The organism is Rhizobium sp. LC145, from assembly GCF_001005825.1.
Classification (GTDB): domain Bacteria; phylum Pseudomonadota; class Alphaproteobacteria; order Rhizobiales; family Rhizobiaceae; genus Neorhizobium.
This window is the reverse complement of sequence record NZ_LBHV01000003.1, coordinates 459,475-479,903: the sequence shown is the minus strand read 5'-3', so window position 1 is coordinate 479,903 and position 20,429 is coordinate 459,475. Positions and strand designations below refer to the sequence as shown.

Below are 20,429 nucleotides of genomic sequence, written 5' to 3'. Positions count from 1 at the left end.
TGTTCCCTTGAAGAGGGAACAGAAAATGCTCCCCTCCGAATGCCCTCAGGCCGATTTCTTCATGCGGGCGGCGGAGAGCTTTTCCGCCGCTTTTTCGATACGGGCAAGACCCTCGCGAGCCTCCTCCGCCGTTACCACCAGCGGCGGCAGAAGCCGGATGACGTTGTCGCCTGCCGGAACGCCGAGGATGTGCTCGTCGCGCATCGCCAGCAGGAGTTCGGAGGACGGCACCTTGGCCTTGATGCCGAGCATCAGCCCTTCGCCGCGGATTTCCTCCACGATATCCGGAAAGCGGTCCTTGAGGCTTGCCAGGCCCTGGCGAAAGACCAGCGCCACATCCCGGACGTGATCGAGGAAACCATCTTCCAGCACGACATCCAGGACAGCATTGCCGACCGCCATGGCGAGCGGGTTGCCGCCATAGGTCGTGCCGTGCGTACCGGCGACCATGCCGGAAGCGGCATCCGCCGTCGCGAGGCAGGTGCCGAGCGGAAAGCCGCCGCCGATACCCTTGGCGACCGCCATGATATCCGGCGTCACGCCTGCCCACTCATGGGCGAAGAGCTTGCCGGTGCGGCCGACGCCGCACTGCACCTCGTCGAAGATCAGAAGAACGCCATTATCGTCGCAAAGTGCGCGCAGCGCCCGCAGGAAATCCTTGGAAACCGTGCGCAGACCGCCCTCGCCCTGCACCGGCTCGATGAGGATGGCCGCGGTCGCCTCGGTGACAGCCGCCTTCAAAGCCGGGAGATCGTCGAAGGGAACCTGGTCGAAGCCCTGGACCTTCGGGCCGAAGCCTTCGAGATATTTCGCCTGACCGCCGGCGGCGATCGTCGCCAGAGTGCGGCCGTGGAAGGCGCCCTCGAAGGTGACGATATGGAACCTCTCCGGGTGCCCCTTGGAATACTGGTAGCGGCGCGCCGTCTTGATCGCGCATTCCAGGGCTTCCGCGCCGGAATTGGTGAAGAAGACCTTATCCGCGAAGGTCGCGGCGGTCAGCCGGCGGGAGAGCGTTTCCTGGCCCGGAACCTCATAGAGGTTCGACAGGTGCCAGACCTTCTCCGCCTGGCTCTTCAAGGTCTCCACCAAGTGAGGATGGGCGTGGCCCAGCGAGTTCACCGCGACGCCAGCCGCAAAATCGAGATAGCGCTCGCCCGTCTCCGTGAACAGCCAGACCCCTTCGCCTCGCTCGAAGCGCAGAGGCGCCCGTGCATAGGTGTCGTAGAGCGCGGCTTCGGCCATGGCGACATTTCTCCTTCGGCAATCGCGTTTCGTATCAGGCGATCTCGGTGGCAAAAAAATCAAAAATGCCGCCCGGAGGGCGGCGCGGGCACTATCCCCATTTCGGGGATTGATGTCAATAAAAGCTCGGCATTTTCGGGCTATCGGCGGCACATGCCGCAACCGCCACCTGTGACAAAAAAGACTCTCCCCGAAAGCAAGTTGGGGAAAACCCCGAAATCGATTCCCGCAGATTCCTCCGACTCTTGCCACGGAGTCAGCCTCACACTAGGTTAAACATCAATTACTAGACTGCATGCGGCGGAACTAGTCACCCAACGTATAGATGTAGTGGCTGGCTCGAATGACTTCGAGCCAAGGGTGAAGGATTCTGCCTGCCGGCAACGTCCAAAGGCGGAGAACGGGCATGAACTGGACAGACGAACGCGTCGAGAAACTCAAGAGACTGTGGTCGGAAGGCCTGAGCGCAAGCCAGATCGCGGCGCAGCTCGGCGGAGTAAGCCGCAACGCGGTGATCGGCAAGGTTCACCGGCTCAGCCTGCCCGGCCGCGCAAAGGCCGGCGGCACCGTGGCCACGAACCGCGCCACCAAGCGCACCACATCCGCTCCGCGCGCTCCGAACTATGCGTCCCGGGTTACCACCCGCACGGTTGCCCGCGCTGTCGGCGCGACCATGCTGAAGGAAGAGATCGAGATCGATACGGCCGAGGAGATGGAATTCATCCCCGCGCGCAACGTGGTGGTGCCGATCTCCCGCAGGCTCTCGCTGACGGAGCTGACGGAACGCACCTGCAAATGGCCGGTCGGCGACCCGCTCAAGGAAGGTTTCCACTTCTGCGGTTGCGACAGCCCGGATTCCTCGCCCTATTGCAACTATCATGCCCGCCTTGCCTACCAGCCAGTGCATGATCGCCGCAAGGCAGCGGCCCGGGCCTAAGTTTTTGCTTATGTCGTTTTCGCAAAACCGCTTCACACTTTTGCGCGACATGCTCTAAGCTTGGCACTACCGAACCGAATGCGACATCGAAGCCGTCCAAACCCGTTTGGACGGCTTTTTCTTTCGAGGACTTGCAAGGGACCTGAAAGATGGAAGTGACCGACCTCGACACATACCGCGCCGCTATCATCGCGGCCTTTCCCGATCTCGCCGGCTCCTCCTTTCGGCTCGCCATGGCCGGGTGGGATTCCGTGGCGGTGGATGTCGACGATCGCTGGATCTTCAAGTTTCCGCGACACGAGGCCGGAAAAGAGGGGCTGTTGCGCGAAGCCGGATTGCTGGCGGTGATCCGGCACGCCGTTTCGCTGCCTGTGCCGGATTTACGCATCCACCCCAGCCCGCCGCTTTTCTCGAGACACGAAAAGCTTTCGGGCGAGCATCTGGTGACGGCGGAATATGACGCGCTTCCCGAAGCGGCCAGGGAGAAACTCGGCCAGGCGCTCGGGCTTTTCTATGCGGAGCTCCATAGGATCGACGACCGGCGCATGACCGAGGCCGGCGCAAGGCCCATCAAGCCCTGGTTCCCGCCTGCCGAAATCCGCGCCAAGGCCCTGCCCGCCTTGCCGGAGGAACTGCGCGCGCTTGGTGCCTCGACAATCGACGCTTTCGAAGCCCTGGAGCCGGACCCCTACGGCGAGACTTACGGCTTTTTCGACGGCCATGGCTGGAACATGGCCTTCGACCACGAGCACCAGGAACTGAACGGCATCTACGACTTCGCCGATTCCGGCTTCGGACCGCTGCACCAGGAGTTCATCTATTCCAATCTCGTCTCATCGGACCTGACGGAGCGGATCATTACCGCCTACGAGGCGGAGACGGGACGGAGGATCGACCGCAAGCGGGTCGCGGTCCTTTCCGGCATGCACCGGCTTTCCGAGCTCGCCGAACTTGCCGACGACCCCGAGCACGCCCCGACGATGATCCGGAGCGCGGAATTCTGGGCAAGGTCCGTCATGGGCTTCAAGTCAAACACCCGGCCGCTGTAAGCAGCCGGGCGAGGCTCAAGCCTCCATGGAATAGCCCGCGCCGCGGACGGTGCGGATGACATCCTGCATGTTGGAAAAATTGAGCGCCTTGCGCAGGCGGCCGACATGCACGTCCACGGTCCGCTCATCCACGTAGATATCGTGCCCCCAGACGCCATCGAGAAGCTGGGAGCGCGAGAAGACGCGGCCGGGCGATGCCATCAGGAATTCCAGGAGGCGGAATTCCGTCGGACCGAGGCGCACTTCGCGGCTCTTGCGGTGGACGCGATGTGTCTCCCGGTCGAGCTCGATATCGCCGCAGCGCAGGACGCTGGAGAGCACTTCCGGGCGGGCGCGACGCAACATGGCCTTTACGCGGGCCATCAGTTCGGGCGTCGAGAACGGCTTCACGACATAATCGTCCGCTCCCGTCGCGAGGCCGCGCACCCGCTCGCTTTCCTCACCGCGGGCCGTCAGCATGATGATCGGAAGCCGCTCCGTTTCCGGCCGCATGCGCAGCCGGCGGCAAAGCTCGATGCCGGAAACGCCCGGCAGCATCCAATCGAGGACCAGGAGGTCCGGCACACGTTCCTGCAATCTCAACTCGGCTTCGTCACCGCGCAGGATGGTATCGACCTCGTAGCCCTCGGCTTCGAGATTGTAGCGAAGAAGCACGCTCAGCGCTTCTTCGTCTTCCACGACCACGATCTTGGGCTGCATTCTCACCTCTACTCCGTCAGCATTCACTCATTGGTCAGGACTGCGCCGACGGTATTCGACGTGTCATCCTTCGGACGTTCTCCCTCCGGCTGGGCGCCGGTGGCCATGTAGTAGATGGTCTCGGCAATGTTGGTCGCATGGTCGCCGATGCGCTCGATGTTCTTGGCGCAGAACAGGAGGTGCGTGCAGGTGGTGATGTTGCGCGGGTCTTCCATCATGTAGGTGAGGAGTTCGCGGAACAGCGACGTATACATCGCGTCGATCTCCTCGTCGCGCTGGCGGATGGCCTCGGCCTTCTGCACGGAGCGATTGGAGAAGACGTCGAGCACTTCCTTCAATTGAACGAGCGCGAGTTCGGAAAGGTGCTCGATACCGCGGGCGAGCTTGCGCGGGACCCCGGTGCCTTGAACCGCGATGACGCGCTTGGCGGTATTCTTGCCGAGATCGCCGACGCGCTCCAGGTCGGCAGCGATGCGCAGCGTGCCGACGATTTCGCGCAGATCGGCGGCCATCGGCTGGCGCTTGGCGATCGTGACGATCGCCTTGTCCTGGATCTCCCGCTCGGCGTGATCGAGGATCACGTCGTCCGAGATGACCTTCTGGGCGAGCGCCGTATCGGAATTGACGAGCGCGCGGACGGCATCCGCGCACATCTGCTCGGCAAGGCCGCCCATTTCGGAGATGCGGCGCGTCAGGTATTTCAGCTCTTCGTCATAAGCCGACAGGATATGTGTCGAAGCCATGGTCTTATCCTCAAAATTCGGGGGTCACCACCAGCGCCCGATCAGCCGAAGCGGCCCATGATGTAATCCTGGGTGCGCTGGTCATCCGGATTGGTGAACATCTTGTCGGTATCGTTCTCCTCGACGAGCTGGCCGAGATGGAACATCGCGGTGCGCTGGGAAACGCGCGCAGCCTGCTGCATGGAGTGCGTCACGATGACGATCGTGTAGTTGGCGCGAAGCTCGTGGATCAGTTCCTCGACCTTGGCGGTGGCGATCGGGTCGAGCGCCGAGCAGGGCTCGTCCATCAGGATGACTTCCGGCGAGACGGCGACGGCGCGGGCGATGCAAAGACGCTGCTGCTGACCGCCCGAAAGGCCCGTACCGGATTCGTGCAGGCGATCCTTCACTTCCGACCAGAGGCCGGCACGCTGCAGGCTCGCCTCGACCACCTGGTCCATATCCGCCTTGTTTCTGGCAAGCCCATGGATGCGCGGACCATAGGCGATGTTCTCGTAGATCGACTTCGGGAACGGGTTAGGCTTCTGGAAGACCATGCCGACGCGGGCACGAAGTTCGACGACATCGATTTCCTTGTCGTAGATATCGTCCGTATCGAGCGTGATCTTACCCGTCACCCGGCAGTTTTCGATCGTGTCATTCATGCGGTTGAGGCAGCGCAGGAAGGTGGACTTGCCACAACCGGAGGGGCCGATCAGCGCCGTCACCGTATTTTCCCGGACGTTCAGGTTCACGTCGAAAAGCGCGCGCTTCTCGCCGTAATACACAGAAACATCCTTGCCGATCATCTTGTGGGAAACATCACTCATCTTCTGTTCCAACGCCTTCTCAACTGCGGCTTCCGACATCATGTTCATCGTGTCTACTCCTTCTACCAGCGCCGCTCAAACCGGCGCCGCAAGAGAATTGCGCCGACATTCATAACCAGGAGGAACAGGAGCAGGATGATGATCGCTCCGGAGGTCCGTTCCACGAAGGCACGTTCCGCCTCGTTCGCCCACATGTAGATCTGCACCGGCAGCGCCGTCGAAGGATCGAGCGGCGTGGTCGGATAGTTTGCCACGAACGCCACCATGCCGATCAAGAGCAGGGGCGCAGTTTCGCCGAGCGCATGCGCAAGGCCGATGATCGTGCCGGTCAGGATGCCTGGCATGGCGAGCGGCAGCACGTGGTGGAAGATCGTCTGCATCTTCGACGCGCCGAGGCCGAGAGCCGCAGCGCGGATCGACGGCGGCACTGCCTTCAGCGCCGCGCGGGTGGCGATGATGATGGTCGGCAACGTCATCAGCGTCAGGACGAGGCCGCCGACCAGCGAAGCCGAGCGCGGCAGCCCCATGAAGTTGATGAAGACGGCGAGGCCGAGAAGACCGTAGACGATCGAGGGAACGGCCGCGAGATTGTTGATGTTCACCTCGATCAGATCGGTGAACCTGTTCTTCGGGGCGAACTCCTCAAGATAGATCGAGGCGGCAACCCCGATCGGCAGCGCGAGCACCAGGACGATCAGCATCATGTAGAAGGAGCCGATCAGCGCCACGCCGACGCCGGCGGCTTCCGGACGGCTGGAGGCGCCGTTCACGAAGATGCCGGCGTTGAACTGCTTGGCGAGCGCGCCGCTCGCCGAAAGCTCGTTCATCCAGCCGACCTGGCGATCGCTGATACGGCGGTTCTGCTCGCCGACCGTCAGATCGACCTGCCCCTTGAAGATCGAGTCTACATTGCCGTGCGCAAGCAGGGAAACGGTCTGCGTGGTGCCGATGATGGCCGGATTGGCGATGACCATATCACGGAGCTGCGTGCGGATGCTGTCCGAGATCAGACCGTTCACCTCGCGAAGCGCCGCGCGGTCATCGGTCGAAACTCCGAGTACCTTGGCGAGCGCGTTGCGCGCCACGTTCGGATAGTTGGCGGTCATCAGCTTGCGGGGATCGGTCTGCCGCTCGTTATCCGGATCGATGATCTGCTCGGAGAACTCCACCGGAATGGTGATCGTGGTCTGCTGGAAGGCCGTATAGCCCTTCGAAACAACCGACCACAGGAGCAGGAAGAGGAAGAGGAGGCCAAAGGAAATGGCCGCAATTCCATAGGCGCGGAAACGTCGCTCGGCGGCGTAGCGGCGCTTGATGCCGATATCGCGCCGCGGGGGTGCCGCGCTGGCCGGTATCGCTGCGGGAGTGATTGCGTCGGTCATTCGTACTGCTCCCGGTATTTGCGGACGATATAGAGCGCATAGATGTTGAGGCAGAGCGTGATGGTGAAGAGCGTGATGCCCAGTGCGAAGGCAACCAGCGTCTGCGGCGAGGTGAACTCGAGGTCGCCCGTCAACTGGCTGACGATCTTGACCGTCACGGTCGTCATCGGCTCGAAGGGATCGAACTGCATGCGCGCGGCAACGCCCGCGGCAAGAACCACGATCATGGTTTCGCCGATGGCGCGCGAGGCCGTCATCAGGATGGCGCCGACGATGCCCGGCAGGGCCGCCGGAAGCACGACGCGCTTGATGGTCTCCGACTTGGTGGCGCCGAGCCCCAGCGAACCGTCGCGGAGCGCGCGGGGGACCGCCGTGATGATGTCGTCCGAAAGCGAGGACACATAGGGGATCAGCATGATGCCCATCACGAAGCCCGCCGTGATGACGCTCTGGGCCTGGATGAAGTTCTGGTAGTTGCCGGTCGCAAGCTCGTTGATCTGCGCGGAGATATCGCGCAGGAACGGGCCGACCGTGGTGAGCGCGAAAAAGCCGTAGACGATGGTCGGGATGCCGGCGAGCACTTCGAGCAGCGGTTTTGCCACCGAGCGGAACCGCGGGGATGCGTATTCCGCCATGTAGATCGCCGAGAAAAGGCCGACCGGAACGGCGACCGCCATGGCCACGGCGCCGATATAGAGCGTGCCGGCCAAGAGCGGGATCAAACCAAACTGGCCTGCGGAGTCGGCCGCGCCGGCAGCCGCGAAGCGCGGGTCCCAGACGGTGCCGAAGAAGAATTCGGAGGCCGGCACCATGGTGAAGAACTGGATCGCCTCGGACAGCATCGAGAAGACGATGCCGACGGTCGTCAGGATGGCGATGGAGGAGGCGACGACCAGCGCACCGAGAATGACCTTTTCGACCTGATTACGGGCGCGGAAACGGGGCGCGATTCTTCGATAGGCAAGCAGCAGCCCGCCGATCGCAACAGCCAGCACGGTGGCGATCATGCCGAAGCGGCTCGTGGCACTCAGGCCATTTAGGGTCTGCGCAGCCTCCATCATATAGGGCTCGGGATCGCCGGCGATCGCCACGCCCCTGCTCGCCAGAAGCGGCCGGACATCCGCCGTACCCGCCGTCACCTGCTCCCGCTCCTCGGGCGTCAGAACCTGCAGCCCGCGCGCGATCGTGCTGACCATGCCATAAGCGAGGCTCTGGGACGCTTGCGGCTGCGCACGCACTTCTTCGGGAAATTCGCTGCGGACGGCCGAGTTGACGAGCAGCGGGCTGATGGCCAACCACAGGGCAAGAACAAGAGCTGCCGGGAGAAGCGCCCAGATCAGGACATAGGAACCGTAATAGCCCGGCCGCGAATGCATGTCGGACGAACGGCCTCCGGCAAGCGCAACCGCCCGGCGCGTGCCCGCGAGATAACTGGCAATGCCGATCAACGCCAGGATCAGCAAAAGGATCGAAGTATTCATAAGAAGCTTCCTCGGCATGCCATGCGCCGACATTCACGATGCCATGGCGCGTCAATAGCTGTTTCCGGAGCACAGCCGGCGATGACAATACTTGAGATCTTTATCGTGCCGCAGCCGGCAAAACCCGGCGGGCGCCGGTCAAGGCGCCCGCCGGGTTGTTGATTACATCGTGGTGCCTGCTTCGAAGGCAGCGCGAGCAGCTTCGCGCTGATCTTCGGGAGCAGCAACCAGGCCGTATTCCGCCAGCGGAGAGTCGGGGCCGACCATGTCGTCAGACAGGAAGAACTCGACATATTCCTTGAGGCCCGGAATGACGCCCAGGTGAGCCTTCTTCACGTAGAAGAACAGCGGGCGGGAAACCGGATATTCGCCATTGGCGATGGTTTCGGTCGTCGGAACGACTTCCGAAACGGTTGCGACCTTCAGCTTGTCCTTGTTGTTCTCATAGAAAGCCAGGCCGAATACGCCGAGGCCGGTCTTGTTGGCGGCGATACGAGCCAGCGTTTCGGTGTAGTCGCCGTCGATGTCGACAGCCGCGCCATCCTTACGGACTGCAACGCACTTGGCGGCAGCCTGCTTGGCATCGGTGATGGCGGCCTTGATGACTTCCGGCGCGCCGGCTTCCTTGCAGCCTTCAGCCATGATCTTCTCTTCGAAGACTTCGCGGGTGCCGTGCTTGGAACCCGGAATGTAAGCGGCAATCGGGCCGTTCGGCAGGGTCGGGTTGATCTCGGACCAGTTCTTGTAGGGGTTGGCGACGAGCTTGCCATCGACGACCACTTCAGCGGCGAGAGCCGTGTAGAGGTCCTTCGGCTCGATCTTCATGTCGCCATTGCTGGCGTCGGTCGCGAAGACGATGCCGTCATAGCCGATCTTGACTTCCTGGACGTCGGCCACGCCGGCTGCCTTGCAGGCGGCCAGCTCGTCTGCCTTGATGGCGCGCGAGGCATTGGCGATGTCGATCGTGCCTTCGCCCACGCCCGAGCAGAAGGACTTCAGGCCACCGCCGGTGCCGCCGGACTCGACGACCGGAGCCTTGAAGTCCGGGAAAGTCTCGGAAAAGGTTTCTGCGACGATCTTTGCATAGGGAAGAACGGTGGAGGAGCCAGCGATCTGGACCTGATCGCGCGCGGCGGCAGCGCCGGCAAACGCGACGGAGGCCACGAGGGCTGCTGCAGAAAGTTTCACGATGTTCATCAGAAATCTCCCATTATGGGCTTGTGTGAATGCGGCCGTTACCGGCTCTCGCTCTCGCCGACACTTCGGCTCGCCTCTCTTAGCCGCTGTTGCATCTCCCTTTTATGTCAGTTCGATGAAACATTTGTGACAACATAAGCATTTGATTTATAAGTAAAAATTTCAGTTACCCGTGGAACCTTCACGGTTTCATGTCAAAAGCGCACCGTGAAGTCCGTTCCCCTGCCGATTTCGGACCTGACGAGCAGCCTGGCGCGATGGCGGGTGAGGATATGCTTGACGATCGCAAGCCCCAATCCCGTGCCTTTTTTGGACCGGCTGTCGGCCACGCTGACCCTGTAAAACCGCTCGGTGAGGCGCGGCACATGTTCGGCCGGAATGCCGGGTCCCTGATCGACGACGCTCACCTCGACGGGCTGAGACGCGTCGTTGCGCAGGTACACGTCGACGGCCTTTCCCTCCTGCCCGTATTTGCAGGCGTTCTCGATAAGGTTTTCAAAGACCTGAACGAGTTCGTCGCGATCTCCGAGCACCTCGACCTTGCCTTCGGGCAGATGCATGCGGATCTCGACCCCGAGATCGTCGGCCAAGGGCACGAGCGAGTCCCTCACATGGCCGAGCAGTGGCACCAGATCGACGCTCTCATCCGGAGCGATGTGCGATTTCAGCTCCAGCCGCGAGAGCGAAAGCAGATCGTCCACGAGCCTGCTCATGCGGGTGGCCTGATCGAGCATGATGCCGAGAAAGCGATCCTGCGCGGCAGGATCGGCACGCGCCGGCCCCTGCAGGGTTTCGATGAAGCCGCGCAAGGATGCGAGCGGCGTGCGCAGTTCATGGCTGGCATTGGCGACGAAATCCGAACGCATACGGTCGATGCGGCGCAATTCCGATACGTCGCGGAAGGACAGGAGATAGAGCTTTCCCGCCGTCGGTGGCGGTTCGGCAAGCTCGATGGGGGCGATCCGCAGGACGAAGACCCGCTCGGAAGGCAGGCGCTCGGAATGCTCGATCTGATTGGGTTCGCCGGTCGCCATGGTTTCGCGCACCATGTCGAGAATACCCGGCGAACGGAGCCGGGCGGAGATATGCGAGCCGGGCGGCAGGGTGCCGAACGCCTTTTCGGCGGCGCGGTTCTGGAAGAGAACGGTCGCATCGCGGCCGAGCACGAAAGCGGGCGCATCGAGTGCGCCGAGCGTTGCGGCGACATCCGGCAGCGGATCGGAAATCCGCCGCGGTTCGAAAGGCTCCACGGCCGGCGCCTCATCAGGCTCGGCGGCGGGCGCGCGGGCGAGAATGGCCGTCCCCAGCAAAAGCCAGCCGAGCGCGGCCTCGATGCCCGTCAGCCCCAGGACGAAAGCCAGCAATGCCAGGAGCGAGACGAGGAGGAGAAGAATCCGTTCCCTCTCCACCCTTTCGGCCAAATGGAGGAGAAACTCCCTCCCGGCCTGCCGCCATCTCGTCAGCACTCTTTCCAAAGCCGCAATCCCACATCTCGACCGATGAACGGGCGCTCATATAGCCCTATCATGACAGATATACATTGTCCGAGTGGGGATAGAGTATAAATTGCATTCGCGAAACGCCCGGTAAGGCCGGGGCAGCGGCGCCCGCCATCGAGGAAGAAAGGGAGAGGACAATCATGGATGCAAGCGGCCAGAGCCGAACGGTAGAACTGGAGATCGGCGGCAAGACGCGCCTCTTCGACATCGACGACCCCAAGCTTCCCGGCTGGATTGAGGACAAGGCGCTCGCCTCGGGCGACTACCCTTACGACGACAAGATGGACAAGGACAAATACAACAAGGAACTGGAAAAACTCCAGATCGAGCTCGTCAAGGTCCAGTTCTGGCTGAAGGCTACCGGCAAGCGGCTCATGGCGCTCTTCGAGGGCCGCGATGCGGCCGGCAAGGGCGGCACGATCTTCTCGATCCACGCCTATCTCAACCCTCGTTCGGCGCGGGTGGTCGCACTCAACAAGCCGACCGAGACGGAAGCCGGCGAGTGGTATTTCCAGCGTTATATCGCGCATTTCCCGACAGCCGGCGAAATCGTGCTCTTCGACCGCTCCTGGTACAATCGCGCGGGCGTAGAGCCGGTCATGGGGTTCTGCACGCCCCAGCAGTACAAGGATTTCCTGAAGGCAACGCCCCGCTTCGAGGATACGATCGTGGATGAGGGCATTCTCTTCCACAAGTTCTATCTGAGCATCGGCCGCGAGATGCAGCTGAAGCGCTTCCACGACCGCCGGCACGATCCCCTGAAGGTGTGGAAGCTTTCGCCGATGGACATCGCCGCGCTGAACAAGTGGGACGACTACACCGAGAAGCGCGACGTGATGCTGGAAAGGACCCACAAGGACCAGGCTCCCTGGGTGGTGGTGCGGGCCAACGACAAGCGCCGGGCCCGCATCAATGTCATCCGCCACATTCTCCGCTCGCTGGACTACGAGGGGAAGGACAAGCAGGCGATCGGCGAGATCGACGGCAAGATTCTCGGAACGGGCCCTGGTTTCCTCAAGTAACTGGGCTTCCTCAAGTAACCGGCTTACCTGGCAACCGGGCTTACTGGCCGGGCAGGATGCGGACCGAATAGAGCAGGAGCGGCTGGTCCGGGCCGTCCAGCCCCGTATTGATGAGGATGCGGCCGGGGCTGTTGGGCACGAGCGAGCGATCGAAGCTCACCTGGAAGAGAGCGTCCGTCTTTTCCTGCGTTGCGGTGAAGCGGTGGCGCGAGCAGTCTCCGAGACTTCCGAAATCGCAGCGCACCGCCAGGTGCACCGAACGGTTCGCGCCGGACTGCAGCGTCAACGCAACGGTCGAGCTCTTGCCGGCCATCTCCCTCAGGAGCTCCACCGGCACCTGGACCGCAACATCGCCGGCCTCGTTCGGCGTAGCGGAAAGGATGCGAACAGCCGGGCCTTCCGAAGCGGCGACGGCTTCCAGCCTCGCCTGAGCGGCCGGCTGAAGTGCCGCCATGTTCTCCGGCACGAAAACCTCGGCCCAATCGGCGGAAAAGCCCTGCTGCGGATCGAGTTCCGGCGCGCCGTTGCCGGTTGCCGGTTGCCCGCCGGCATTGGTGGCCTGCCGGATCACTCCCTGCACGATCTCGGAACTGTAGACCCACCAGGCAGCACCGCCGAGAACGGCAAGGCAAAGGCCCCAGACCGCAAGCCGCGACACCCAGCCACGCCGGCGGCGCGGCTTGGCGGCCCGTTCGGGGGGAACATCGAGGTCGCGATCGGCGGTACGCCCGCTTCTCTTGCGGTCGGCAGCCTTCGGTTCCGGCGCCGGCTCTGCCCGTTCCGGGCGTGCGGCACCGAGGCTGCCGAGATCGCCGGCGGGTGCGAGTACTGGTGCGGCGGCGGGACCTGCCGGTTTCGGGCTCGCGTCGCGGGTCTGCCCGCCAAGGAGCACGCCTCCATGCGGCTCGGGCACCCTGGTGACAGGCGCCACGGGCGGATCGACGGAGAACTGAGCGGCAGGCTGCTGCGGAACGGGCGGTTGCGGCGCCACAGGCTGCGCCACGCGGCCTCGCTCCTCCATCTCGATCTCGCGGATCTTTCCTTCCAGCCGCTGCCGCTGGGCGGCCACCACCTGGGTATCCGTCACGCCCTGCTTACGCAACCCCGCATCCAGCGCCTCGCGCGCGGACTGATAGATACGGGCGCGGGTCTCCGCGTCCGTCCGGTCCGAACGCTCCAGCGCATTCCTGATGGCCGTTTCCAAACCGCTCACTGCCGGTCCTTCATTCTTCTCTTCGTGTTCCGCAGGATCACGGACATTCACGATTGGTTAATCTTTCCTCCGCGGAACTGCAAGCGCGAGGCATTTTCCGCAAGCTTTTCCGTACCCTCCATGGCCCCGCCTTGAAAGCACAAAGCCGGCGATGTTGTTGGCAATGCGGCGCACTAGAATTTTTTCCACCGGCTTTTCGTGGAGCGATGCATCTGCTAGTCATTCTTACGTTTGCGTAAACGTAATTCGGGAGGGTTCATTCCGCCATGCTTCCGCCGGTACTGAAAGAGAGGCTGCGCCTGCCGGTCGTCGCCTCGCCGCTGTTCATCATCTCGCACCCCGCACTGACGCTCGCGCAGTGCAAGGCGGGCGTCGTCGGCTCCTTTCCCGCGCTCAACGCCCGGCCGGAAAGCCAGCTCGACGAATGGCTGGCGATGATCACGGAAGAGCTTGCCGCCCATGATGCAAACCATCCCGAGCGTCCGGCGGCGCCGTTTGCCGTCAACCAGATCGTCCATACCTCCAACAAGAGGCTGGAACACGACCTGATGTTGTGTGTGAAATACAAGGTGCCGATCGTCATCTCCTCGCTCGGCGCGGTGCCGGAGGTGAACGCGGCGGTGCATTCCTATGGCGGCATCGTGCTGCACGACGTCATCAACAACCGGCACGCCAATTCGGCGATCCGCAAGGGCGCCGACGGGCTGATCGCGGTGGCGGCCGGCGCGGGCGGCCACGCCGGTACGCTTTCGCCCTTCGCGCTGGTGCAGGAAATCCGCCAGTGGTTTGACGGGCCGGTGCTGCTTGCCGGGGCGATCGCCACGGGCGGGGCGATCCTGGCGGCGGAAGCCATGGGGGCCGACATGGCCTATATCGGCTCGCCCTTCATCGCCACCGACGAGGCGCGCGCCATCGACGGCTACAAGCAGATGATCGTCGACAGCAATGCGGCCGACGTCGTCTACTCGAACTATTTCACCGGTATCCACGGCAACTATCTGAAAGGCTCGATCCGGGCGATGGGCATGGACCCGGACGCCCTGCCGCTTGCCGATCCCTCCAAGATGGATTTCGAGAAGGCCACGACCGGCGCCAAGGCCTGGAAGGAAATCTGGGGCGCGGGCCAGGGCGTGGGCGCGGTCAACGAGATCGTTCCGGTTTCGGCGCTCGTGGACCGGCTGGAACGGGAATATCTCGCGGCGCGCAAGCGGCTTGTCACCTGACGGGCATTCGGAGGATGACCGCCTTCATCGGGAAAATCATTCTTACAGGCGAATCCCATCTTGAAATCGCAAGACATTGCCTGTATCAGCCGCATCACATTGCAGCCCGGCCCCCGGCGCTGCCAGGGCCGCTTTAGCTCAGTCGGTAGAGCACATCATTCGTAATGATGGGGTCACGTGTTCGAGTCACGTAAGCGGCACCATTCTCCAATTCCATCTTCCCCACCAGCCAGACAGGCCGCGAAGCCGTTCCCCTATTTCCTGTCTCTTCTGGATGATCTACAGATCGACCGCATAAGACGGTGATGCGGGGTGGAGAATGCTGAAAATCGTATTCCTGGATCGGGACACGATCGGCCCGTCGGTTTCGATCGACCGGCCGGATTTTCCCCATGAATGGGTGGAATACGGCAAGACGGCTCCCGAGGACGTGGCCGCGCGCATAGCGGATGCCGATATCGCGGTCACCAACAAGGCGCCGATCCGGGCCGATGCGATTGCCGGGGCGAGCCGCCTGAAGATGATCGCCGTGACGGCGACGGGCTACGACGTGATCGACCTTGCCGCCGCCAAGGAGCGCGGCATCACCGTTTCGAACGTCCGGGGCTATGCAGTCAACACCGTGCCGGAACATACTTTCGCGCTGATCTTCGCGCTCAGGCGCTCGATCACCGGCTACCGGCAGGACGTGATCGCCGGCGAGTGGCAGCGCGCCAACCAGTTCTGCTTCTTCAATCATCCCATCCGCGATCTATCCGGCTCGGTGCTCGGCATTTTCGGACGCGGCGCGCTCGGCAAATCGGTGGCTCGGATCGGCGAGGCCTTCGGCATAAAGCCGGTCTTCGCGGCCCGCAAGGACGCCAGCTCGATCGAGACCGGTTACACGCCCTTCCACGAGGTTATCGAGACGGCCGACATCATCACCCTGCACATGCCGCTGACGCCTGCGACGCGCGACCTGATCGGCATGCCGGAATTCCAGAGGATGAAGCGGAAGCCGCTCATCATCAACACGGCGCGCGGCGGGCTGGTGAACGAGGCAGCGCTGGTGCAGGCGCTCGACGAAGGCCTCATCGCCGGAGCGGGTTTCGACGTTTTGACCAAAGAACCGCCGGCCCCTGACAATCCTCTGCTGAAAGTGCTGGAGCGGCCGAACGTAATCGTCACCCCGCATGTCGCCTGGGCGAGCGATGAGGCCATGCAGGCGCTCTGGGCGCAGGTGGTCGGCAATATCGAGAATTTCGAGAAAGGCAGTCCTTCCAACGCCCTGTGAGAGGAGCTCGGACATGGATAGAGTGTCAGGCGCAAGCCGCCTTCTTTCCGGCTGCAGCCTGGAGGAAGCCGCCGCCGGTTTCACCGAGGGTTTCGCCGGCTATGTGGTGCCAGTGAACGTAAAGCCGGAAGCGCTGCGCCTCCGCATCCAGCGCGAGGATATCGACCTAGATGCCAGCGAAGTCTTCTTCGACGGCGAAAAACCCGCCGGCATCCTGCTCGTGGCGAGACGTGGCGACATCTCCCGCATCAGCGCGCTTGGCGTCGGCCCGTCGATCCGCGGCAAGGGCTTCGGGCGGCAGGTGATGCTGGAAACGATCGAAGCGGCACGAAAGCGCGGCGAGCGGAAGCTCGTGCTGGAAGTCATCAATTCCAACGAGCGCGCCGCTGCACTTTACAGAGGCCTCGGCTTTGAGGTGACGCGCAAGCTGGTGGGCTTCGGCCGTAGCGGCAAGCTTGCCGCACAGGAGGCGGGACGAGCCGCCGAATGCGGCATCGAGATGGCGGTGGACATGCTCCAGCGCTTCGCGGATGCAAATCCCACCTGGCAGACCGATCCCCGCTGCTTCCGCAAGGGGGCGGCGCCGCTGAAGGGCTTCACCTTCGACGGCAAGGCGGCGGCGCTCTTGGACGACAGCGGCAAGGACGTGCGGCTTTACGGCCTCGCCGTCGATCCCGCATACCGCAGGCAGGGCATGGGGCGGACACTGGCCGATGGGATTGCCGGGCTCTATCCCGGGCGCAAGCTCTATATCATCGAGAACCTGCCGGAAGGCCTCTTCGATCGGTTCATGCGCCGCATCGGCTGGCGCAAGAGCAGGATGACCCAATCGGAAATGGCGCTCAGCCTCGTTTAGACAGCATCGAGTTCGATCCAGGCGGGCGCATGATCGCTGGCACGGTCCCGCCCGCGCATATGCCGATCGACGCCAGCGCTCCGCAGGTTCGGCACGAGTGACGGGCTGAGAAGCAGGTGATCAAGCCTCAGACCCGCATTGCGGCCCCAGGCGTTCCGGAAATAATCCCAGAACGTGTAGATGCGTTCATCCGGGTGGAGCGTGCGGATGGCATCGGTCCAGCCTTGCGCGAGAAGCATTGCGAAGGCCGCGCGGACCTCCAGCCGGAACAGCGCGTCGTCCCGCCAGCGCTCCGGCGCATAGACGTCGAGATCGGTCGGCATGATGTTGAAATCGCCGGCAAGCACCACAGGCGCGCCGGTTTCCAGAAGTGCGGCCGCATGGAGGAGGAAACGCTCGAACCAGCGCAGCTTGTAATCGAACTTCGGTCCGGGTGCGGGATTGCCGTTCGGCGCATAGAGGCAGGCGACGAGAACGCCGCGCACTGCCGCCTCGATATAACGGCTATGGCTGTCCTCGGGATCGCCGGCAAGCTCCCGGCGGGTTTCGATCGGATCGGCATCGCGGGCAAGGATCGCAACGCCGTTCCAGCTCTTCTGCCCGTGCCAGACCGCACCGTAGCCTGCCCTATCGATCGCCGCGGCGGGAAACCTCTCCTGCGGCGCCTTCAGTTCCTGCAGGCAGACGACATCGGGCCTGGCCTCTTCCAGCCATTCGAGCAGGAGATCGAGGCGGCCGTTGACGCCGTTCACGTTGAAGGTCGCGATCTTCATGCCTGTCCCGGCTGACTGAGTTCGCGAAACAACGCGCGAGGGCGTCTTTGGATGCAAAATCGGGAATCCCTCAAAACAAACGGGATGGATTAGCGAAAGATTCAGGACTGTCGCGCAAGATGAACACAGTAAAAAGCCGCGCATGTATTTGCCGCTTCACCGGCATGAGCATGCGCGGACGATTTCTTTTGGAGAGGACTGTTCGATGACCGAACGCTTTGAGGCCGCCGTGCGCGAATTCATCGCCGAGAATTTCCTGTTTCGCGCCGATGCGGAGGTTTCCAACAGCCAGTCGCTGCTGGAAAGCGGGGTGATCGACTCTACCGGCGTCCTCGAACTCATCGCCTTCCTGGAAACGACCTATGGCATCACGGTCGCCGATGAGGAGATCATTCCGGAAAACCTCGACAGTATCGACAGCATGACCGGCTATCTGGCCTCCAAGCTGCCCGCCGCAGCCTGACCTTCGAAACGGTGGCCGGGCGATGCGCATAGAGGCAAGGCTCAGGGACAGTGCCCGGCGCTTCGGCGGCAAGACCGCGCTGGTGGCCGGCGGCAGACAGCTGACCTATGCCGAACTGGACCAGATCTCCGACCGCTTCGCCCGCAGCCTGATCGATCTCGGCATCCGGCCGGGTGAGCGTATCCTCATGCTGCTGGAAAACGGCCATGAGGCGGTGGTGACCTTCTTCGCCGCCTGGAAGGCCGGCGCCGTGCCCTGCCCGCTCCACCCGACGATCAAGGCCGAAAAGCTCGCCGCCATCCTCGACAGTACCGAAGCATCGGCGGTCATCACGCAGGCGCGGCTCGTTGCCACGGCGGAAGCGGCGCTTGATCTCGCCAGGACGAGGCCTTTCGTCATTGTGGCCGGCGCGGAGGCGCTGCCGGATGGCACACTGCGTTACGAAGACCTGCTGGCCGTGACGCCATCGGCAGAGCTGCCGGCCTTGGAGGACGGGGAAACGCTGGCGCTGCTGATCCACACGTCCGGCTCGACCGGGCGGCCCAAGGGAGTGATGCTTTCGCACGCCAATGTGGAGGCCGCCTGCCTTTCGATCCGCGGCTATCTTGGCAACACCGCCGACGATATCGTGCTCAGCGTTCTGCCGCTTTCCTTCGGCTACGGCATTACGCAGATCGTGACCATGGCCATGGTGGGCGGAACGCTGGTGCTGGAAAAAAGCTTCGCCTTCCCCCGGAAAATCCTGGAGCGGCTGGCGGAGGAAAAAGCGACCGGCTTCCCGCTCGTGCCGTCGATGGCGGCGCTCATTACCGGCATCAAGGACCTGGAGCCCGGTTTCCTGCCGCATCTGCGATATATCACCAGCGCGGCCGCCGCCATGCCGCCAGCCTTTACAGAACGGCTGCGGCACCTGCTTCCGACGACGCAGATTTTCCTGATGTACGGCCAGACGGAGTGCCTGCGCGGCACCTATCTGCCGCCGGAGGAAATTGCCCGCCGGCCGCTTTCGGTCGGCAAGGCCATTCCCGGCACGCGGGCCTTCGTGGTGGACGAGGAAGGGCTTCCCGTACCGCCGGGCACGATCGGCGAACTGGTCATCGAGGGGCCGCATGTCATGGCAGGCTATTGGGGCGACGAGCTTTCGAGCGTCCTCAATCTCTCGCCGGCGGCCAATGGGCGGCGGCTCCATACCGGCGATCTCTTCCGCGAGGACAGCGACGGCTTTCTCTATTTCGTCAGCCGCCGCGACGACATTATCAAGACACGCGGCGAAAAGGTGAGCCCGCAGGAGGTGGAGCGCGCACTTTACGCTCTGCCGGGCATTCGCGAGGCGGCTGTGGGCGGCATCGAGGACCCGCATTTCGGCCAGGCGATCCGCGCCTATGTGGTGCTCGAGGACAATGCCTTGCTCAGCGAACGTGAGATCATCCGCCACTGTGCCCGCCAGCTCGAAGATTACATGGTGCCGAAGAGCGTCGAATTCCGCGATGCCCTGCCCAGGACGACGACCGGGAAAATCCGCCTCAGCGCCGAAGACGGCAACGCAACGACATTACGGGGGAATGCCGCATGACGGGAAATGTGAAGCTTGCCGTGAAGTCGGAAGACTTTTCGGCCGATACGCTGAAGCTCGATGCGGAGGCGGAGATCGAGCGCATCTGCGGCTGGATCCGGGAAACCGTGCTGAAAGGGCTTCGCAAACGCGGCGTCGTGCTCGGCCTTTCCGGCGGCATCGATTCCAGCGTTACCGCGGCGCTTTGCGCCCGTGCTCTCGGGCAGAACAGGGTGACCGGCATCTTCATGCCGGAGCATGATTCCGATCCGGAAAGCCTGCGGCTGGGTCGTGCACTTGCCGAAGCTGTCGGTGTCGATACCGTGCTGGAGGATATCGGCCCCGCGCTCGCCGCCGCCGGCTGCTATGCCCGGCGCGACGGCTTCATCCGCCAGGTGGTGCCGGAATTTGGCGAAGGCTGGGGCTGCAAGGTGGTGCTGGAGGACGCGCTCGCGGGTCGCGGCTACAATATCTCCTGGCTGGTGGTCGCCAATCCCGCCGGCGAGCAGAGCCGCCACCGCATGCCGCTCGAGGTCTATCTCGGCATGATCGCCGCCGCCAACATGAAGCAGCGGACCCGCAAGCAGATCGAATATTATCACGCCGACCGTCTGAACTTCGCCGTCGCCGGCACCCCCAACCGGCTGGAATACGACCAGGGCTTCTTCGTCAAGAACGGCGATGGCGCGGCCGATTTCAAGCCGATCGCCCATCTCTACAAGAGCCAGGTCTACCAGCTTGCGGAGGCATTGGGCGTGCCTGCCGAAATCCGCCGCCGGCCACCCACCACCGATACCTGGTCTCTGCCGCAGGGGCAGGACGAATATTACTTCTCGATCTCCTACGACCGTATGGATCTCTGCCTATACGGCCTCGACAACGGGATTTCCCGCGAAGCTGTGGGTATCGCGGCCGGACTTACGCCCGAACAGGTGGACGCCGTGTGGCGCAACATCGCCTCGAAACGTAAGGTGGCCGAGTACCTGCACAGCCCGGCGGTGACCATGCTCGGCTAA

Annotated in this window: 19 protein-coding genes and 1 tRNA gene; 10 read left to right on the top strand and 10 right to left on the bottom strand. The window is 63.1% G+C overall.

The window, feature by feature from the left end; genetic code table 11:
- Positions 1-45 precede the first annotated feature (45 nt).
- Entirely contained in the window at positions 46-1,242 is a 1,197-nt protein-coding gene (locus YH62_RS10695) for an aspartate aminotransferase family protein (RefSeq protein ID WP_046794158.1), read from the bottom strand.
- Positions 1,243-1,648: 406 nt separating this feature from the next.
- Between YH62_RS10695 and YH62_RS10690 the strand changes: the two genes are divergently transcribed.
- Both YH62_RS10690 and YH62_RS10685 read left to right on the top strand, forming a co-directional pair.
- On the top strand, positions 1,649-2,179 hold the full coding sequence (locus YH62_RS10690) for a GcrA family cell cycle regulator (protein WP_046794157.1): 531 nt from the start codon (positions 1,649-1,651) through the stop codon (positions 2,177-2,179).
- Positions 2,180-2,334: 155 nt separating this feature from the next.
- Positions 2,335-3,228 (top strand): aminoglycoside phosphotransferase family protein, encoded by an 894-nt coding sequence (locus YH62_RS10685; protein WP_046794348.1) that lies wholly within the window; start codon positions 2,335-2,337, stop codon positions 3,226-3,228.
- Between the two features lie 15 nt (positions 3,229-3,243).
- On the opposite strand, the gene phoB is transcribed toward YH62_RS10685, so the two are convergent.
- From phoB to phoR, 7 genes are all read right to left on the bottom strand, one after another.
- Entirely contained in the window at positions 3,244-3,927 is a 684-nt protein-coding gene (phoB, locus tag YH62_RS10680; protein WP_046794156.1) for a phosphate regulon transcriptional regulator PhoB, read from the bottom strand.
- A 23-nt stretch (positions 3,928-3,950) separates the two neighbouring features.
- The gene (gene phoU, locus YH62_RS10675; RefSeq protein WP_046794155.1) at positions 3,951-4,670 is read right to left on the bottom strand and encodes a phosphate signaling complex protein PhoU; all 720 of its coding nucleotides are present in this window, start codon (positions 4,668-4,670) and stop codon (positions 3,951-3,953) included.
- A 41-nt stretch (positions 4,671-4,711) separates the two neighbouring features.
- Positions 4,712-5,527, bottom strand: a complete 816-nt coding sequence (pstB, locus tag YH62_RS10670) for a phosphate ABC transporter ATP-binding protein PstB (protein WP_046794154.1) — start codon at positions 5,525-5,527, stop codon at positions 4,712-4,714.
- A 14-nt stretch (positions 5,528-5,541) separates the two neighbouring features.
- Positions 5,542-6,861 carry a phosphate ABC transporter permease PstA gene (gene pstA, locus YH62_RS10665; RefSeq protein ID WP_046794153.1) on the bottom strand — a complete coding sequence of 440 codons (1,320 nt, stop codon included), beginning with the start codon at positions 6,859-6,861 and terminating at the stop codon, positions 5,542-5,544.
- A complete protein-coding gene (gene pstC, locus YH62_RS10660) occupies positions 6,858-8,342 on the bottom strand; it encodes a phosphate ABC transporter permease subunit PstC (protein WP_046794347.1) in 1,485 nt (494 codons plus the stop codon). The genes pstA and pstC overlap by 4 nt, the downstream gene beginning before the upstream one ends.
- Positions 8,343-8,504: 162 nt before the next feature.
- Positions 8,505-9,539: a substrate-binding domain-containing protein gene (locus tag YH62_RS10655; RefSeq protein ID WP_046794152.1), complete on the bottom strand. Its 1,035-nt coding sequence runs from the start codon at positions 9,537-9,539 to the stop codon at positions 8,505-8,507.
- 194 nt (positions 9,540-9,733) lie between these two features.
- Positions 9,734-10,960: a phosphate regulon sensor histidine kinase PhoR gene (gene phoR / locus YH62_RS10650; RefSeq protein WP_046794151.1), complete on the bottom strand. Its 1,227-nt coding sequence runs from the start codon at positions 10,958-10,960 to the stop codon at positions 9,734-9,736.
- A gap of 218 nt (positions 10,961-11,178) precedes the next feature.
- On the opposite strand from phoR, the gene ppk2 reads away from it, so the two are divergent.
- Entirely contained in the window at positions 11,179-12,060 is an 882-nt protein-coding gene (ppk2, locus tag YH62_RS10645) for a polyphosphate kinase 2 (protein WP_046794150.1), read from the top strand.
- 40 nt (positions 12,061-12,100) lie between these two features.
- Here ppk2 and YH62_RS10640 read toward each other — a convergent pair whose 3' ends face one another.
- Positions 12,101-13,273, bottom strand: a complete 1,173-nt coding sequence (locus YH62_RS10640) for a hypothetical protein (protein WP_046794346.1) — start codon at positions 13,271-13,273, stop codon at positions 12,101-12,103.
- A gap of 266 nt (positions 13,274-13,539) precedes the next feature.
- Between YH62_RS10640 and YH62_RS10635 the strand changes: the two genes are divergently transcribed.
- The 4 genes from YH62_RS10635 (at position 13,540) to YH62_RS10620 (ending at position 16,625) form a co-directional block, all read left to right on the top strand.
- Positions 13,540-14,496: a nitronate monooxygenase family protein gene (locus tag YH62_RS10635; protein WP_046794149.1), complete on the top strand. Its 957-nt coding sequence runs from the start codon at positions 13,540-13,542 to the stop codon at positions 14,494-14,496.
- Between the two features lie 127 nt (positions 14,497-14,623).
- A tRNA-Thr gene (locus YH62_RS10630) sits at positions 14,624-14,699 on the top strand.
- Positions 14,700-14,815: 116 nt separating this feature from the next.
- Positions 14,816-15,769, top strand: coding sequence for a D-2-hydroxyacid dehydrogenase (locus tag YH62_RS10625; RefSeq protein WP_046794148.1), 954 nt, complete (start codon positions 14,816-14,818; stop codon positions 15,767-15,769).
- Positions 15,770-15,782: 13 nt separating this feature from the next.
- The gene (locus tag YH62_RS10620; protein ID WP_046794147.1) at positions 15,783-16,625 is read left to right on the top strand and encodes a GNAT family N-acetyltransferase; all 843 of its coding nucleotides are present in this window, start codon (positions 15,783-15,785) and stop codon (positions 16,623-16,625) included.
- On the opposite strand, the gene xth is transcribed toward YH62_RS10620, so the two are convergent.
- Complete coding sequence (gene xth / locus YH62_RS10615) at positions 16,622-17,398, bottom strand: exodeoxyribonuclease III (protein ID WP_046794146.1); 777 nt, start codon at positions 17,396-17,398, stop codon at positions 16,622-16,624. The two genes, YH62_RS10620 and xth, sit on opposite strands and share 4 nt — an antisense overlap.
- Before the next feature lie 205 nt (positions 17,399-17,603).
- Between xth and YH62_RS10610 the strand changes: the two genes are divergently transcribed.
- Genes YH62_RS10610 through nadE form a run of 3 tightly spaced genes read left to right on the top strand, consistent with a single transcriptional unit; the run spans position 17,604 to position 20,429 of the window.
- Positions 17,604-17,861, top strand: coding sequence for an acyl carrier protein (locus tag YH62_RS10610; protein ID WP_046794145.1), 258 nt, complete (start codon positions 17,604-17,606; stop codon positions 17,859-17,861).
- A 22-nt stretch (positions 17,862-17,883) separates the two neighbouring features.
- Positions 17,884-19,434: a class I adenylate-forming enzyme family protein gene (locus tag YH62_RS10605; RefSeq protein WP_046794144.1), complete on the top strand. Its 1,551-nt coding sequence runs from the start codon at positions 17,884-17,886 to the stop codon at positions 19,432-19,434.
- Positions 19,431-20,429: an NAD(+) synthase gene (gene nadE / locus YH62_RS10600; RefSeq protein WP_046794143.1), complete on the top strand. Its 999-nt coding sequence runs from the start codon at positions 19,431-19,433 to the stop codon at positions 20,427-20,429. The genes YH62_RS10605 and nadE overlap by 4 nt, the downstream gene beginning before the upstream one ends.

Bases quoted from the DNA above. Each gene is read 5' to 3' on its own strand.
- YH62_RS10695 (WP_046794158.1), bottom strand. From the start codon at position 1,242: ATGGCCGAAGCCGCGCTCTACGACACCTATGCACGGGCGCCTCTGCGC.
- YH62_RS10690 (WP_046794157.1), top strand. From the start codon at position 1,649: ATGAACTGGACAGACGAACGCGTCGAGAAACTCAAGAGACTGTGGTCG.
- phoB (WP_046794156.1), bottom strand. From the start codon at position 3,927: ATGCAGCCCAAGATCGTGGTCGTGGAAGACGAAGAAGCGCTGAGCGTG.
- phoU (WP_046794155.1), bottom strand. From the start codon at position 4,670: ATGGCTTCGACACATATCCTGTCGGCTTATGACGAAGAGCTGAAATAC.
- pstB (WP_046794154.1), bottom strand. From the start codon at position 5,527: ATGAACATGATGTCGGAAGCCGCAGTTGAGAAGGCGTTGGAACAGAAG.
- pstA (WP_046794153.1), bottom strand. From the start codon at position 6,861: ATGACCGACGCAATCACTCCCGCAGCGATACCGGCCAGCGCGGCACCC.
- pstC (WP_046794347.1), bottom strand. From the start codon at position 8,342: ATGAATACTTCGATCCTTTTGCTGATCCTGGCGTTGATCGGCATTGCC.
- YH62_RS10655 (WP_046794152.1), bottom strand. From the start codon at position 9,539: ATGAACATCGTGAAACTTTCTGCAGCAGCCCTCGTGGCCTCCGTCGCG.
- ppk2 (WP_046794150.1), top strand. From the start codon at position 11,179: ATGGATGCAAGCGGCCAGAGCCGAACGGTAGAACTGGAGATCGGCGGC.
- YH62_RS10635 (WP_046794149.1), top strand. From the start codon at position 13,540: ATGCTTCCGCCGGTACTGAAAGAGAGGCTGCGCCTGCCGGTCGTCGCC.
- YH62_RS10625 (WP_046794148.1), top strand. From the start codon at position 14,816: ATGCTGAAAATCGTATTCCTGGATCGGGACACGATCGGCCCGTCGGTT.
- YH62_RS10620 (WP_046794147.1), top strand. From the start codon at position 15,783: ATGGATAGAGTGTCAGGCGCAAGCCGCCTTCTTTCCGGCTGCAGCCTG.
- xth (WP_046794146.1), bottom strand. From the start codon at position 17,398: ATGAAGATCGCGACCTTCAACGTGAACGGCGTCAACGGCCGCCTCGAT.
- YH62_RS10610 (WP_046794145.1), top strand. From the start codon at position 17,604: ATGACCGAACGCTTTGAGGCCGCCGTGCGCGAATTCATCGCCGAGAAT.
- YH62_RS10605 (WP_046794144.1), top strand. From the start codon at position 17,884: ATGCGCATAGAGGCAAGGCTCAGGGACAGTGCCCGGCGCTTCGGCGGC.
- nadE (WP_046794143.1), top strand. From the start codon at position 19,431: ATGACGGGAAATGTGAAGCTTGCCGTGAAGTCGGAAGACTTTTCGGCC.